The sequence below is a fragment of the uncultured Lutibacter sp. genome (assembly GCF_947493565.1).
Classification (GTDB): domain Bacteria; phylum Bacteroidota; class Bacteroidia; order Flavobacteriales; family Flavobacteriaceae; genus Lutibacter; species Lutibacter aestuarii.
Map to the genome: position 1 here is coordinate 153973 of NZ_CANLRG010000007.1, position 16505 is coordinate 170477.

Consider the following 16505-nt stretch of genomic DNA (forward strand, 5'->3'; position numbering starts at 1 on the left):
GTTGCTTTTAGAAGTTTAACAATGTCTTTTTTGATAAACTCTTAAATACTCAAAATATTGTTGTTGAAACAACTAACACTAATTGCGAGTATCTTGTCCCCAAAGTAATTTTTCTCTAAGAGTTTTGATAAAAGTTTGTTGATTAATTTGAATCATTTTAAGTTTAAAATTTGATTTTTCAACAAAAACTTCTGTATTGCTATTGATGGTAGTAATTCGAGAATCTAGTGATAAGAAAAATTTATTTTCTCTACCGCTTACTATAAACTTAACAGCTGTTTCATCAGGAATAACTAAAGGTCTGGCGTTTAAATTATGTGGAGCTATAGGGGTTAATACAAAGTTTTTTGCTTGGGGTGTAATTATTGGTCCTCCACAACTTAATGAATATCCAGTAGAACCTGTTGGAGTTGCTATAATTAATCCATCTGCCCAATACGATGTTAAGTATTCATTGTCTAAATAGGTTTCAATAGTAATCATTGAAGCGGTATTTTTTCTGCTTACAGAAACTTCATTTAAAGCAAAATTTAGAGAAGCTAAACTGTCTATTTTTGGAGAAGTTTTTACAGATAATAATGAACGTTCTTTAACAATATATTTTTTTGAAACCAGTAATTCTACTGCATTTGAAATTTCTTCTTTTTGTACTGTTGCCAAAAAACCTAGCCTACCAGTATTAATTCCTACAATGGGTATGTTGGAGTCTCTAATAAAAGTTACGGCTCTTAAAATAGTACCATCTCCACCCATGGTAAACATAAAATCAAATGAACTATTTAAGTCTTTGTGAGATTTAAAAGTGGTTACATTTTTAATAGTAACATGTTTTTTAAGTCCGTTATAATAATTTTGTTCAATAACAAACTCTATAGAATGTTGTTGTAACGCTTGAAGTAAATGTTCAATGTAAATTATGTCTTCAGATTTAAAATATTGTCCGTAAATAGCAACTTTCATTCTTAAATATTTAAGTATTTTTGAAGATATTCCGATCGTTCTTTTAAATCTTCAATGTAAAAATCTTCTTTATGTTTGGAAAGAACCTTGTAGTTGTATCTTCTAAAAGATTGAATAATTTCATTCACATCTTGTGAGTTAAATTTCAAAGTAATTTTAACAATAGCAGCATTGGCTTCAGAAATAAAAAGACCTAAAACTTTGCCGTTATTTGATTCAACAATTTGACACACTTCACTAAAGGAATAATTGCGTTGTTCCTTTTCTAATAATAAAATAGTGCCTTCATTTTTTAAAAAAGGAGTACTGTTGTATAGGTGTAAAACATCTATTAAATCATAATAGCCAACATATTCTTTTTTTTCATTTATTACTGGAATCAAATTAGTTTCATTGGCAGCAAATATTTTTATAAGTTCGAGTAAATTATGATTTATTTCGGCAAAAAACAGTTTAAATAGATATTGAAAATCCCCTATTTCTTTTTCGTCATTTATAATTCCTTGCATATCTGTTTCAGAGATCAAACCAATAAGTTGTTTGTTATCTACAATTGGAAAATGGCAAATAGTAGTTTCATAAAATAGCGATTTTACATCTTTAACTTTTGTTTGAGGTGTAAAAGCTTTAAATTCTTTTAAAATGTAAGGGGTTGTTTCCATTACTTTAACTTTTATAATACAAATTAATCAAAAATAAAACCAAAATCATATTCTTAGTTCGTAAATTTGCAAACTCAATTAAAATTTAAAGGTTTTTAGTATGACAAAGTTAAGCGTTAACGTTAATAAAATAGCAACATTACGAAATTCAAGAGGAGGAGATTATCCTAATGTAGTTAAGGTTTCTTCTGATATTGAGAGTTTTGGAGCCGAAGGAATTACTATTCATCCTAGACCAGATGAACGTCATATTCGTTATCAAGATGCCTACGATTTAAAAAAAATTGTAACAACTGAATTTAATATTGAAGGAAATCCAATTCCAAAGTTTATGGACATGGTATTGGCTATAAAACCAACCCAAGTAACGTTGGTGCCAGATGCAATAGATGCAGTTACTTCAAATGCTGGCTGGGACACTATTAAACATCAATCATTTTTAAAAGAAGTTATTTCAGAGTTTAAATCAAAAGGCATTAGAACTTCTATTTTTATAGATACCAATGCAAAATTAATTGAAGCTGCTGCAACAACTGGAGCTGATAGAATTGAGTTGTATACTGAAGATTTTGCTACAGAATACGCTAAAGGAAACACTCAAATAATTAAACCATACACCGAAAGTGCTATTTTAGCTCATAAATTGGGATTAGGTGTAAATGCAGGGCACGATTTAAGTTTGGATAATATTCAATTTTTTGCTCAAAACATTCCAAATTTATTAGAAGTTTCAATTGGACACGCATTAATAGCTGAATCGTTATATCTTGGTTTGGAAAATGTAATTAATATGTACAAACATAAGTTAAAAGGATAATTTTAACATGAAAATTTTACATGCTACAGTTTTAGGAAAAGGAGAACCATTGCTTATATTACATGGGTATTTTGGTATGAGCGATAACTGGAAAACTTTAGGTACAAAATTTTCTAACAATTTTGAAGTTCATTTAATTGATCAACGAAATCATGGTAGAAGTTTTCATTCTAGTGATTTTGATTATGAATTATTAGTTGAAGATTTATACCATTATATAGCGTATAACAAATTAGAAAAGGTTCATTTGTTAGGGCATTCTATGGGAGGTAAAGTAGCAATGCTTTTTGCTGTAACATACCCTGAATATGTACATAAATTGATTGTTGCAGACATTGCACCAAAGTATTATGAGCCCCATCATCAGCATATTTTAGCTGCGTTAAATGCTGTTAATTTTTCAATACATACTTCAAGAAAACAAGTTGAAGACGTTTTAAAAATTTATGTTCAAGAACAAGGGGTGCTACAATTTTTATTAAAAAATGTTTATTGGAAATCTAAAGGACAGTTAGCCTACAGATTTAATTTACAAAGTTTAACAGAAAACAATAGTGAGGTAGGTGAGGCACTACCTTCTTTTACACATTTTGAAGGTAAAACTTTATTTTTAAAAGGAGAAAACTCTAAATATATTACTAAAAACGATATTTCTTTAATAACGGCTCATTTTGAAAATGCTAAAATTGTAACTGTCAAAAAAGCAGGGCATTGGCTTCATGCTGAAAATCCAACACAATTTTATAATGAGGTTGTCAGTTTTTTAAGTTAATTGGTAAGTTGGCATAATTATAGTTAAATTTATATCTCATTATAAATTATAAACTATGAAATTAATATTAAAAATATTGTTAACAGCACTTGCAGTAGTTGTACTTGCAAAAATTTTACCAGGGGTTCAAATAACCAATTTCACCAATGCAATTATTGTTGCTGTAGTTTTAGGAATTTTAAGAGTCACGGTAAAACCCTTATTAATATTTTTCACATTACCAGCCACCATAGTTACTTTAGGATTGTTTTTATTGGTGATAAATGCAGTAATTATATTATTAGCCGATAAAATTGTGGATGGTTTTGCTGTTTCAGGTTTTTGGGTGGCACTGTTATTTAGTTTGTTACTGTCGATATTTCAATCTATTTTGTATTCATTAATAAAAGAAAACAAAGAAAATAGTTGAATTTGAACTAATTAAATATTTGAAAAGTGCATAAATAGTAGTACTTTTGCACCCAATTTTTAATGATTTTAAGTAAAATAGCATAAAATGAATATTACAAAAGAGAGTATTGATGCGTTAAATGCAGTGGTAAAGGTTGAAGTTTCAGCAGCAGATTACCAAGATAAAGTAGCACAAATTTTGCAAGATTACCGTAAAAAAGCTGATATCCCAGGTTTTAGAAAAGGTCATGTACCAATGGGAATGATAAAAAAACAGTATGGGAAATCTATAATGATTGATGAGGTTAATAAACTAATACAAGAATCATTAAATAAATTTTTAACTGAAGAAAAATTGGACATTTTAGGAAATCCATTGCCAAAAATTCAAGATGATTTTTCTTGGGATGCTGATGATTATTCTTTTGAATTTGAGTTAGGTTTAGCTCCAGAATTTGAGGTAAATTTAGATGCAAAAAAGAAAATTACTCAATACAATATTGTAGCTGATAAAGATTTATTAGATAAAGAAGTTGAAAATATTCAAAAACGTTTTGGTAAACTAGTTTCAAAAGAAGCAGTAGAAGAAGGTGATAATATTACTGGAACCTTTGTTAATGAAGAAAAAGAGATTAACAAGAAATCTACCATTGAATTAGCTTCTATAAAAGGAAAAGTAAATCAAAAGAAATTTATAGGTGCTAAAGTAGGAGATGTAATTGAGTTGAAAACTAAAGGCTTATTTGATGACGATCATAAATTAATGGGAGCTTTAGGACTTACTCACGATGAAATTCATGAGTTAGAAATTCCTTTAACATTTACAGTTGAAGAAATAAATGTAACAGAACTTGCAGAAGTTAATCAAGAATTGTTTGATAAAGTTTTTGGACCAGACGTAGTAAAATCTGAAGAAGAGCTAAGAGAAAAAATTAAAGAAGACGCTGAAAAACAATTTCAAACACAAGCAGATCAACAATTGTTGAATGCAGTTACAGAATATTTAGTAGAAAACACAAACTTTGATTTACCTGCTGAATTTTTGAAAAAATGGTTAGCTGTTGCTGGTGAAAAACCAATGACTCCTGAGCAAGCCGCAGAAGAATTTGAAAAATCTGAGAAAGGGTTGCGTTACCAATTAATTGAAGGTAAAGTTTTAAAAGATAACGAATTGCAAATTAATTTTGAAGAGTTAAAAGACTTTACAAAAGGTTTTGTGAAAGCTCAAATGGCGCAATACGGACAATTAAATCCTGAAGAAAAAGATTTAGATGATATTGTTCAAAGAGTTTTAAGTAACCAAGATGAAGCTAAACGTTTACAAGAACAATTAGTAAGTCAAAAATTATTAAACTTCTATAAAGAAAACATTACTTTTAAAGTAAAAGAAGTTACCTATGAAGAATTTGTAAAAGAAGTTTACAAATAGTAAATAGAGAACATAAGAAATTAAAAAAGCCTTAACTGAAAAAGTTAAGGCTTTTTTTGTTAACAGATGTTTTTAAAAGTTTCTAACTATTTTTAAAGGCATCGAGTAAAATCTCATTTTTAATGTATTTATCGCCGATACTTTTTGATAATTTAATTTATTCATTACATACATAGAAACAAGTTCATTATTAGATTGTACATTTGTGATAATAATTTCACTGTTTTTGGTTAATACAAATTCAATTTTTGCATTAATTTCTTCTTCAACGTTGAAAGGTGCATTTTCTAATAATTTTACTATTTGTTCTCTTAGTTGTTTTGTTTCAATTCTGTCAGTTGATGATGCAAAAAGAGTTGAACTTCCTAATGCAACAATTACAATAAATAAAGCTAATTTTTTCATGATTTTTTGTTTTTAGTTATGCAGCAAATTTATAAGATGTAATAAAAAACTAATAACTTAGAAAGTTATTATAAGGTATCATTTCTATTAATTTTAGCTTTTTATTTTAGCTTTTAACATTATAAAAACATTGAGAAATATTATTAAAACTAGTCGTATTTATATAATGAATTAAAGAAAATGCATCCTATCAATAGCAATTTGTGAATAGCATTTTATTTTTAATAAAAAAATGAAAATAAAGATTAAATTGGAATGTTAACAGATGGTTTATAAATCGTTTTTTGAGAATTCTAGTTTGGGTAAAACCGCCATTTTTTTCTTTTGGATTAGTTGCATTTTACATAAAATTTTATCTAGCATTTTTACAGCTTTTTCTATATACAATCCTTTATTTAGCATTACACATTCTACACGTTGAGACATGGCTGCATCAGTGATTTCGGCTCTTGTAGGAATTCCTTTTTTAGCCAAGTTTTCTAAAACTTGGGTTGCCCAGATATCAGGTAAATGCGCGGCTTCACAAATGCGTAAAATTTCTTCTTGAATAACCGCAAAATTTTTCCATCCAGTTTCAATGGCTAAATCTCCACGAGCAATCATAACACCTATTGGATAATTCTCCATGGCTTTTAATAAGATGCTTGGTAAGTTTTTAAAAGCCTTTTTGGTTTCAATTTTTACAATAATACCTAATGAAGCTTCTAATTTTTTAAATTCATGAAGTAAATCTTCAATATCACTTTTAGAATTTACAAAAGAAAAATTAACGGCGTCTGCATTTTTTGCTATAAACTTTAAATCTTCTTTGTCTTTTTCTGTAAGCCCACTAATTTTTAAATTACTGTTAGGTAAGTTTATTCCTTTATCTGCTTTTAGCTTACCACCTGTTTTTTTTGCATTGGTAATTTCAATCAATAAAAAATTAGCAGTTACTTCTTTTATAATACCTTCAATTTTTCCATCATCAAAATAAATTAATTCTCCTTTTTTAACATTGGAAAATATTTGAGGTAGTGTACAAGAAATATGAGCATATTCTATTAAATTACCTTTTTCGTCATACTTTGTGGGTTCACCTAAAATGGGTTTTTTATTTAACTTCAAGTAATCTCCTTCAAATAAGAAAATTACTTCTTCTAAAGGTAAAATCTCATGAACGGTATGTATTTCTGAAGTTGATTTTTTTTCTAAAAAAACAGTGAGTTGTGTTCCTGTAGTAACAAAAGCAGAATCTGTGCATGATGCAAGCCTTCCTAAACCATGTTTACTCTCAATAGTAATTTTACATTTTTTATCTCTTGAATCTTTAAATGTTATATAAGAGCCTTTCCTTGTTTTTTTTAACCACTTTTTATTTACTGGAATAATTGCATCTACTTCCATATTTTCTGGAGGTAACATGCCAAATGGAGCCAACCACACTTTTGCTGGAACAATTACTTGCCCCAAAGAATTTCGTTTGGGTTTTATGTGAATGACCTTATGACCAGGTTTCATTTTACTAGTTCTTAATTTTGGGCCTCCTAAATCCATCATAATTTTACAATTTGGATTGGCTTCTTTGGTGTTTTTTATAATTTGATTCCAAATGATTTCGTTATCATGAACGCAATTTAATCGTGCGCAATCCATTCCAAGTTCGGTAAGGCTTTTTGCAAAATTTTTATCTTCAGCTGCAATAGTGGGTTGTGTAACCATAATGCGCGTTCTTCGGTTTCTGTTAATTTCACCAAAAAGGGCATTGGCATGTTTTTTTAATAGCTGCTTACTTTCGCTTTTAGAAATATAAGAATGTTGAAAATTAGTATCTGGTGTTTTTAATAAATGGTTGATAATTGTTTTGTATATAAGTATATTGTGCAGAACACTACTTTCTGAGCTAGAAGTATTAGGTAAACCTAATTTGTTTAATTTGTCTTGAAAAACATCATTATCAAAACTTCTAAGTGCTAAATAATGAATTAAGTTTTTTGCACTTTCAGTATAATTTGGATGTACACTTGCAATTTGAGTTTTGTAGGTGTTTTCATATTCCAAAATTTTCTCTAAAATCAAGTCAATTTGGAGTTGTATTTCTTTAAGTTTTTCGGTTTCAAAAAGCATAGCTAAAAATTAGGCTTAAATTTACAATTATTAAGCATAATTATTGCTAGTTGATATAGTAAAAATGTGTTAATTATTACTTTCTTTTTTGACCTCTTGTTTTAGGTTTTTTATATTTTTTTGCAATTTCTCTACGGTAAGACCCTCCTAAATTAACTTTTTTGTTTTTTTCTTTCTTTTCATGAAAAGCTGGACCGCTAGGCTCAGTAATAGTGGTGTTTTTCCCAATAATTTCGGGTGTTATTTTAGGCATTTCTTCATCAATTAATTTAGAAGAAATTTCAATGTTATTAGGCAAGTCAGAAACATTAATTTCTTTATTCATTAATATTTCGATTTCAGCTAAATATTCAGCTTCTTCTTCAGTAAAAAAAGAAATAGCATTTCCTTCTTGTTCCGCACGACCAGTTCTACCAATTCTGTGAATATAATTTTCGGGCTCTTGAGGAATGTCAAAATTAATTACATGGCTTACATTTGTTAAATCTAAGCCACGAGCAATTATATCTGTGGCTATTAGCACATTGAAAAAGCCCATTTCAAAATTTTTAACAGATCTAAGTCGGTAATTTTGTGTTTTATTAGAATGAATGACATCTGCAATTCTAGGTGTAGCATTTTCTAACTCTTCAAATAAGATATTGGCTTGTTTTTTATTTTTTACAAATACCAATACTTTTTTAAAAGTATCTTTATCTTGAAGTAAATGAATTAAAAAATTTACTTTAGTATAAAAGTTTGGAACGGGATAGGCTAATTGATAAATAGTATCTAATGGGCTTCCACTTGCTGCGATTTCAATTTTAGTAGGCGATTTAAAAAAGTCATGAAGCAATTCATTTACTTCTTTAGTTAAAGTTGCAGAGAATAAAATATTTTGACGTTTTTTAGGTAATAAATCTAACAATGTAATTAATTGGGCTCTAAAACCTAAATTCATCATTTCATCAACTTCATCAATCACTAATTTTTGAATTTGCTTCAATTTTAAAATACCATCCAAAGCTAAATCTAATAAACGACCAGGTGTAGCAACAATAATATCTTGACCTTGATATACTAATTGTTTTTGTTTATTTAAGTTTGTACCTCCATAAACGCCTGCAAACCTCACATTTATATAAGGTGTTAAACTTTCAATATCTTTTACTACTTGAACAACCAATTCTCGAGTGGGTACTACAATTAAAACTCTAGGATGTTTTTGTTCAGAATATTTAAGTTGTCTTAAAATAGGAAGTAAGTATGCAAAGGTTTTTCCAGTACCTGTTTGAGCAATACCAACAACATCTTTACTACTCATTATTACCGAAAATGCTTTTTTTTGAATTGGAGTAGGTGTTGTAAACCCCATTTCGTTTAAGGCATTTAATAAAAATTGATTTAAATTTAAGTCAGTAAAGCTCATTGTTTTATTTTTTGCAAATATAAGTTTAATAAAACAGAATTTGGTTTTTAATTAGTTTTCAAAAATAATCAATCGGTTGTTTATGGTTACTTTAGAAAAACCAATATGTTTTTGAATCCATTTAAACGTATTTTCTTGATAAAAAATCACGTGGGTATTGTCGTTTTTATAATACCAGTTTTTAAAGTTTATTGATTCGGAAAAAATATCGGTCATACAATACAATTTTCCTTTAGGTTTTAAAAGAGCTTTTAAAAGCTTGAATTCTTTTAAAGGATGATGAAAATGTTCAATAACTTCACAGCAAACAATAAAATTATAGGTGTTTTTTAGTGCATTTAAATTGTTGTCAAAAAAAGGGTCATAAGTTGTAATATTAAATTTTTTTTCTTGCAACAATTTAGTAATTACAGGTCCAGTTCCACAACCAAAATCTAATCCATTAGCTTTGTTATTAAAATTAGAAGTGACCCCTTCAATAATTGGTTGAACAAATTTTTGATACCCTATATCATTCACATCATTATTATGTTCTTGATATCTAATTTTTTCATTTTCTAATGAAATGTAAAATAGGGGATGCATACAAATTGAACCGCAAACACTACATTTATAGTATTCTTTATTGGCTGATTTACTATAAAGTATAGAGTTGTTATTGCAAAGTGTACATTCCATTTAATTATTGGATGCCTAATTCAAATAATAAGTTGGTATTTGGGTCTAATTTAATTTCTTTTAGCTCAGTTGGTTTAGTTTTAACAATAAAGGGTTCAATTTTATTGGTTACTTGAATGGTTTTAACTTCTGAAGTGCCATCACTATAAATTAATTCTAAATCTAGGGGAAATTCAAAAGGAGTTTCTTGTTGTTGTTCAATAATAATTCTTAATTTATTTTTACTATGTATCCAGTTGGTTGTTAAAATTGGATGACCAGTTTTTTCGAGCCATTGTGCAAAAAACACCTCTAAATTTTTCCCTGAAATATGTTTCATCACATCTCTAAAATCATTGGTAGTTGCATTTCGGTATTTGTAAAAATCGTAATACGTTTTAATTCCTTTCCAAAAATTTTCTTCACCAACTTCTTTTTTAAGCATATGTAGTACCCAAGCTCCTTTTTGATAAGAGTTGATGTTAAGCAAGCTCATATAATTAGTGGTGTTTGTATTTATTACAGGTGAAGGATTTTTTTTGTTATATGCAAAAATGTTGAATCGCTGTTTTTTTAATTTTTCTTCAAAAGCATTTTTTCCTTTCGTTTTTAAAATATATAAATTGGTAAAATAGGTGGCAAAACCTTCACTAAGCCATACGTGAGCCCAATCAATTTCGGTTGCAGAATTTCCAAACCATTGGTGTGCAATTTCATGAGCTATAAGTTCATCGTTTTTTTGTTGACCTGTAACAGATTTTTCATAGTAAAAAATATTTCCAGCATTTTCCATACCACCATAACGTGTTTTTGATTGAACATTTGCTAATTTTTCAAAAGGATATTCGTCTATTATTTCAATAAAGAAAGTTAAAATGTCTTTGGCTATAAAAAAGTCGGAGAAGCCTTTTTCTTTAGTTTGTGGATATACCCATGTTGAAACTGGAATATTGTATGTTTCTCCTGTATTTTGAATTGCAAATTCAGCAATTCCAATAACCATAACTTTTGTTGGTAGTGGTGCAGCAGTTTTATAGTGATATGATTTTAGATGCTCGTCAATGGTTACTTCATCAATTTTTGTACCATTGGCAATAACTTGATAATGGTTTGGAGTTGTAATGGTGTATTCTATTGTTGCTTTATCTGAAGGATGGTCAACACAAGGAAACCAATGGTGAGCTCTGTTAGGCCAATTATCTCCAAAAAAAGTTCTGTTTCCATATAAATTTTCAGAAATAATTAACCCATCTTTTGGAATACCACTATATTTAATTTTGTAGGTGTACACTAAATTTGGGAAAATATGTTTAGGCTGTATGGTTAATTTGTTTTTTTCTTGTGTAAAATTAACAGCAACATTGTTTTGATAAATTGAATCTACTTTCATTCCTAAACCAGTAGAGTCTTGTGCAACCAAATCCAAATCAAATGAGCTTAAAGATTTTTTAAATTTGATAGAAATATCCATTGAAGCATCAATTTTATTGGTAGTGTCATTAACTTCAATAGCCAAATTATAATGCTTAATATCTAAGGTTTGTAAGCGTTGTTTGTAGCTTTGTGAGAAACCAGCTTTAGTAATAAAAACGAATAAAATTGTAATTTTTAAAAATAATCTCATTGTAAAAAAAAATTGAAATTCAAAGATACTTAAAACAATTGTTTATAAACAAAAAAGCCTAAAGAAGAAACTCCTTTAGGCTTTTACAACTAAAACTAAAATATTAACCTTTGTTATAAAGGGTCACAATTTCTGTAATATCTTGTAATTCTTTTGTTTTAATTTTATCAGCTAATAAAGTATTGTCACTTAAAAAATCACCAATAACTTTCTTAAATTTTCCACTTGAAGATGGAACTTTAATTATTTCATCAAAAACTTTCTCAACATAATAATTTGTACTTCCATTATAATTTCTAGCATATAAATTTAATTTTTCTCCAACAATTAGTTGTTTTGCTAAAATCATTTCTCCAGAATTGTATATTCTGCAAAAAGCCTCTTCTCCTCTTGAGTAGCATTTAATGGTTTCAATCGCTGGTTTTTGTTCATTTCCTTCACTATCAATGTAGGTAATATGAAGTAAACTTTTGGCATCACTAACTTTTTTAATTTTCACATTAGTAATGGTGTCATAACGTTGTGTAACGATGGTTCCGTTTTCAAATTCTTGTCCGTACATATTTACTGAAAAGATAAACAGCAAGACTATAATTAATCTAGATTTCATTTGTGTGTTGTTTGTTTGAAATTTCATATCAAATATACAAAATAATATTATGCACGCATAATAAATGAGTAAAATATTATTGTTATAAATGTTACTTTAATTTTGAGAAAAATGAATCAAAGAATAAATTGAGTTTAAAATAAATAAATACTTCTTATCTTTGACCACTTAATACTTTAAATCTTGAAAAATGGATTACGGAAAAGAATTTAAAAAATTTGCAATTAAAGATCAAGGAATTAGTAGTACTTATTACGATAAAATTGTAAGTAGCGTTACTCCTTATATTATTGAAGAACGCCAATTAAATGTAGCACAAATGGATGTGTTTTCTCGTTTAATGATGGATAGAATTATATTTTTAGGAACCGCAATAGATGATTATGTAGCAAACATTATACAAGCACAATTATTGTTTTTAGAGAGTGTAGATAATTCAAAAGATATTTCAATTTATATCAACTCTCCAGGAGGAAGTGTATATGCTGGTTTAGGAATGTATGATACCATGCAATTTATCAAACCCGATGTGGCTACTATTTGTACAGGAATGGCTGCTTCTATGGGAGCTGTTTTAATGTGTGCAGGTGAAAAAGGAAAACGTTCTGCTTTGCCTCATTCTCGTATTATGATTCATCAACCTTTAGGCGGAGCACAAGGACAAGCAAGTGATATTGAAATTACGGCTCGTGAAATTTTAAAATTGAAAGATGAATTGTATGAAATAATTGCAAAACACTCTGGTCAAAAAATTGAAAAAGTTCATAACGACTCTGATCGTGATTACTGGATGAAAGCTGAAGAAGCGAAAGCATATGGTATGATTGATGAAGTATTAATAAGAAAATAATTTTAAGAGTAGTTTAAATTAACTAAAAGCATGGCAAAAGAAGAAGTTTTAGAATGTTCGTTTTGTGGTAGAAAAAAACCAGAAACAGATTTGCTCATTGCTGGTTTAGATGCACATATTTGTGATAAGTGTATTGAGCAGGCACATGGTATTGTATTGGAAGAAATTGCTGAAAACAGCTCATCCACTCTTTCCTCAGAATTGATAGTTAAAAAACCTAAAGAAATTAAAGCTTTTTTAGATCAATATATGATTGGTCAAGATCAAGCTAAACGTGTAATGTCTGTAGCGGTTTACAATCATTATAAAAGATTGTTGCAACCAGTATCGAAAGATGAAGAAGAAATTGAGATTGAAAAAAGCAATATTATTATTGTAGGTGAAACCGGAACAGGAAAAACTTTAATAGCTAGAACCATTGCTAAAATGTTAAACGTTCCATTTTGTATTGTAGATGCAACAGTTTTAACAGAAGCTGGCTATGTAGGAGAAGATGTTGAAACTATTTTAACACGTTTACTACAAGCAGCCGATTACGATGTAAATAAAGCGGAAAGAGGAATTGTTTTTATTGATGAAATTGATAAAATTGCACGTAAAGGAGATAACCCATCAATTACTCGCGATGTTTCAGGTGAAGGAGTTCAACAAGCCCTGTTAAAATTATTAGAAGGCTCAGTAGTAAATGTACCGCCAAAAGGAGGTAGAAAACATCCCGATCAAAAATTTATTGAAGTAAATACCAAAAATATCTTATTTGTTGCCGGAGGAGCTTTCTCAGGAATAGATAAAATAATAGGAAAGAGATTGAACAGACAAGCAGTTGGTTACAGTGCTTCTATTAAAGAAGATAAAGTTGATGAAAATAACTTACTTCAATACATTATTCCGAGTGATTTAAAATCTTTTGGGTTAATTCCTGAAATCATAGGCCGTTTACCAGTTTTAACACATATGAATCCGTTAGATGCTTATACATTAAGAGCAATTTTAACCGAACCTAAAAATTCAATTATTAAACAATACCAAAAGCTATTTAAAATGGATGGTATTGATTTTTCAATCAATGAAAGTGCATTAAGTTATATTGTTGATAAAGCAGTTGAATATAAATTAGGAGCACGTGGTTTGCGTTCACTTTGTGAAGCTGTGCTTACAGATGCGATGTTTGAATTGCCAGGAACAGATGAGAAACTATTGAAAATAACTAAAAAGTACGCAGAAGATAAAATTAATAAATCCACTTTAAAAAAATTAAAAGCGGTATCTTAAATTTTAGTTTCATTAAAAAAATTAACTAACCCTATATTTTTATAGGGTTATTTTTTACCTAATTTTGTAAATTAGAACACTTATAAAAGTATAAAAGACCATTGATTTCAAGAAGTAGTATAGACAGAGTTTTTGAAACTGCTCGAGTAGAGGAGGTTATTGGAGAATTTGTTCAGTTAAAAAAGGCAGGAAGCAACTTTAAAGGGTTGAGTCCTTTTTCTGAAGAACGAACTCCTTCTTTTATGGTATCTCCAGTAAAACAAATTTGGAAAGATTTTAGTACTGGTAAAGGAGGTAATGTAGTTACCTTTTTAATGGAACACGAACATTATTCGTACCCTGAAGCTATTCGGTATTTAGCTAAAAAATACAATATTGAAATTGAAGAAACCGAGCAAACTGAAGAACAAAAACAACAAGCGGATGAAAGAGAAAGTATGTTTTTGGTTTCAGAATTTGCACGTGATTATTTTCAAGATATTTTGTTAAATAACGAGCAGGGGAAAGCAATAGGTTTAAGCTATTTTAAAGAAAGAGGTTTTACAAAAGAAACTATCAAGAAATTCCAATTAGGTTATGCTTTAAATGAATGGGAAGCATTTACCACTGAAGCATTAAACAAAGGATATAATTTAAAATATTTAGAAGCTACAGGGTTAACCATTGTTAAGCAAGATTTACTTTCTTCTACAGGAACTAAACAATTTGATCGTTTTAAAGGACGTGTGCTTTTTCCTATTCATAGTATGAGTGGAAGAGTTTTGGGCTTTGGGGGGCGAATACTAACCAATGATAAAAAAGCCGCCAAGTACCTTAATTCTCCTGAAAGTGAAATATACCATAAAAGCAATATTTTATACGGTATTAATTTTGCCAAACAAACCATAGCCAAAGAAGATAATTGTTATTTGGTAGAAGGATATACCGATGTAATTTCATTTCATCAATCTGGAATTGAAAACGTAGTTTCTTCTTCTGGAACAGCACTTACAGAAAATCAAATTAGATTAATTAACAGGCTTACTAAAAATATTACTATATTATTTGATGGCGATGCAGCAGGTATCAGAGCTTCAATTAGAGGGATTGATTTAATTTTGGAACAAGGGATGAATGTTAAAGTATTAACATTTCCCGATGGGGAAGACCCTGATAGTTTTGCCAAAAAAGTTTCCAAAGAAGAGTTAAAAAACTATTTAACAACAAACGCTAAAGATTTCATCAACTTTAAGGTTTCTTTATTGATGGAAGACGCACAACAAGATCCAGTTAAAAAGGCAGGATTAATACGTGACATTGTAATTAGTATCTCTAAAATTCCAGATAGAATTCAACGAGAGGTTTACATACAAGAATGTTCCAGAATTATGGATATTTCAGAAACGGTATTGTTTAGTGAACTAGCACAGCTCGATAAAAAAGAAAGACGTGAAGCCTCAGGAAAGCCAATTTATAGAGAAACTTCAAAACCTATTTTACAAAAAACTCCTGAATTTGAAAAAGTTAATGAACTTACAAAATATGAACGTGAGATTATTAGAATATTGTTATTATATGGTAACAATAAAGTAGATTTTGTTGATTTTGTTGCTGTAGAACCTACAAGTGAACATGAGGAATATCAATTAAAAAAAGAACATTTTCAAAATGTAGTTTCTAAAGAAATTTACTTGAATTTACACGATGATGAAGTTGAGTTTACAGATGAAGTTTTTAAACAAGTGTATTTTGAAGTTATTGATCAATTAAATCAAAATGAAGCTATTTCTGTTGATTCTTTAGTAAATCATTCGAATAATGAAATTTCAAACTTAGTTACCAATATTTTAATGGATGATGAAAAACATATTTTAAGTAATTGGGAACGAAAAGATATATTTATAAAAAGTAAAGAAAGTGATTTATCTAAAATGGTTTTGGATGCTATTTATAATTTAAGACGTGTACTAATTGAACAAAAAATTAGTGCTCTTATTTCTAATCTAAAGGATGAAGAAGAAAGAGAACAAGTTCTTGAATCTGTGGTAAATTATACCAATCTAAAACAACGTTTATTTGAACGATTAAACAGAGTGGTTTAAACCTTATCTTCTAAAACAATAGCCCCAGAAAAATTTTCTTTAATAATATTTAATATTCTATCAGCTTCTAAACGTGTGTTAAAACTTCCAACTTGTGTTTTCCATTCAGGAGCTTTGTATAAAATATTGGTAGAATACTCAGGATAAATAGCCTCAAAATTTCTTTTAATTTTATACGCTTCAGCTTCTATACCATTATATAATTGAATTTTATATACAATAGAACTCTTATTTTCTTTATTAAATGCTTTTTTTTGCTCAATTAACTGGGTAATCTTTTCATTTTCACTTTGAGAATACATGTTAATAACACTCAAAAAAAGAGCTAAAACGCAAGTAAATAATAGTCTTTTAGATAAAATATTCATAAAATTTTAATTTTTTGTCAAATTTATAGTTTTCTATAAACAAAATAATAAAAGTTTTATTATTTAGAATCAATATAAATTACATTTAACACAA

16 protein-coding genes are annotated in these 16505 nt (G+C 28.6%); 7 read left to right on the forward strand and 9 right to left on the reverse strand.

Annotation, left to right across the window (positions count from 1 at the left end; genetic code table 11):
• Nucleotides 1-78 precede the first annotated feature (78 nt).
• Nucleotides 79-960 (reverse strand): NAD kinase, encoded by an 882-nt coding sequence (locus tag Q0714_RS10515; protein ID WP_298264786.1) that lies wholly within the window; start codon nt 958-960, stop codon nt 79-81.
• Between the two features lie 2 nt (nt 961-962).
• A complete protein-coding gene (locus tag Q0714_RS10520; RefSeq protein ID WP_298264788.1) occupies nt 963-1622 on the reverse strand; it encodes a CBS domain-containing protein in 660 nt (219 codons plus the stop codon).
• A gap of 100 nt (nt 1623-1722) precedes the next feature.
• Here Q0714_RS10520 and Q0714_RS10525 point away from each other — a divergent pair, with 100 nt between their 5' ends.
• The 4 genes from Q0714_RS10525 (at nt 1723) to tig (ending at nt 5030) form a co-directional block, all read left to right on the forward strand.
• Nucleotides 1723-2439 (forward strand): pyridoxine 5'-phosphate synthase, encoded by a 717-nt coding sequence (locus tag Q0714_RS10525; protein ID WP_298264789.1) that lies wholly within the window; start codon nt 1723-1725, stop codon nt 2437-2439.
• A 7-nt stretch (nt 2440-2446) separates the two neighbouring features.
• Nucleotides 2447-3211, forward strand: a complete 765-nt coding sequence (locus Q0714_RS10530; RefSeq protein WP_298264791.1) for an alpha/beta fold hydrolase — start codon at nt 2447-2449, stop codon at nt 3209-3211.
• A gap of 55 nt (nt 3212-3266) precedes the next feature.
• Nucleotides 3267-3620 (forward strand): phage holin family protein, encoded by a 354-nt coding sequence (locus Q0714_RS10535; RefSeq protein WP_298264792.1) that lies wholly within the window; start codon nt 3267-3269, stop codon nt 3618-3620.
• An 87-nt stretch (nt 3621-3707) separates the two neighbouring features.
• A complete protein-coding gene (gene tig / locus Q0714_RS10540) occupies nt 3708-5030 on the forward strand; it encodes a trigger factor (protein WP_298264793.1) in 1323 nt (440 codons plus the stop codon).
• A gap of 72 nt (nt 5031-5102) precedes the next feature.
• Here tig and Q0714_RS10545 read toward each other — a convergent pair whose 3' ends face one another.
• The 6 genes from Q0714_RS10545 to Q0714_RS10570 form a co-directional block, all read right to left on the reverse strand.
• A complete protein-coding gene (locus Q0714_RS10545; protein ID WP_298264795.1) occupies nt 5103-5435 on the reverse strand; it encodes a hypothetical protein in 333 nt (110 codons plus the stop codon).
• A gap of 270 nt (nt 5436-5705) precedes the next feature.
• A complete protein-coding gene (locus Q0714_RS10550; RefSeq protein WP_298264797.1) occupies nt 5706-7541 on the reverse strand; it encodes a pyruvate kinase in 1836 nt (611 codons plus the stop codon).
• 76 nt (nt 7542-7617) lie between these two features.
• Nucleotides 7618-8949: a DEAD/DEAH box helicase gene (locus Q0714_RS10555; RefSeq protein WP_298264799.1), complete on the reverse strand. Its 1332-nt coding sequence runs from the start codon at nt 8947-8949 to the stop codon at nt 7618-7620.
• A gap of 51 nt (nt 8950-9000) precedes the next feature.
• A complete protein-coding gene (locus Q0714_RS10560; RefSeq protein ID WP_298264801.1) occupies nt 9001-9627 on the reverse strand; it encodes a methyltransferase domain-containing protein in 627 nt (208 codons plus the stop codon).
• Between the two features lie 4 nt (nt 9628-9631).
• Nucleotides 9632-11230, reverse strand: coding sequence for a M1 family metallopeptidase (locus tag Q0714_RS10565; protein ID WP_298264803.1), 1599 nt, complete (start codon nt 11228-11230; stop codon nt 9632-9634).
• A gap of 103 nt (nt 11231-11333) precedes the next feature.
• The gene (locus Q0714_RS10570) at nt 11334-11840 is read right to left on the reverse strand and encodes a hypothetical protein (RefSeq protein WP_298264804.1); all 507 of its coding nucleotides are present in this window, start codon (nt 11838-11840) and stop codon (nt 11334-11336) included.
• Between the two features lie 190 nt (nt 11841-12030).
• Between Q0714_RS10570 and clpP the strand changes: the two genes are divergently transcribed.
• From clpP to dnaG, 3 genes are all read left to right on the forward strand, one after another.
• On the forward strand, nt 12031-12690 hold the full coding sequence (clpP, locus tag Q0714_RS10575) for an ATP-dependent Clp endopeptidase proteolytic subunit ClpP (protein ID WP_298264805.1): 660 nt from the start codon (nt 12031-12033) through the stop codon (nt 12688-12690).
• Between the two features lie 30 nt (nt 12691-12720).
• Complete coding sequence (gene clpX / locus Q0714_RS10580; RefSeq protein WP_298264806.1) at nt 12721-13962, forward strand: ATP-dependent Clp protease ATP-binding subunit ClpX; 1242 nt, start codon at nt 12721-12723, stop codon at nt 13960-13962.
• A 101-nt stretch (nt 13963-14063) separates the two neighbouring features.
• The gene (gene dnaG, locus Q0714_RS10585; RefSeq protein ID WP_298264808.1) at nt 14064-16043 is read left to right on the forward strand and encodes a DNA primase; all 1980 of its coding nucleotides are present in this window, start codon (nt 14064-14066) and stop codon (nt 16041-16043) included.
• Here the strand turns inward: dnaG and Q0714_RS10590 are convergent.
• On the reverse strand, nt 16040-16411 hold the full coding sequence (locus Q0714_RS10590) for an SPOR domain-containing protein (protein WP_298264809.1): 372 nt from the start codon (nt 16409-16411) through the stop codon (nt 16040-16042). The genes dnaG and Q0714_RS10590 overlap by 4 nt on opposite strands.
• Nucleotides 16412-16505: the final 94 nt, after the last annotated feature.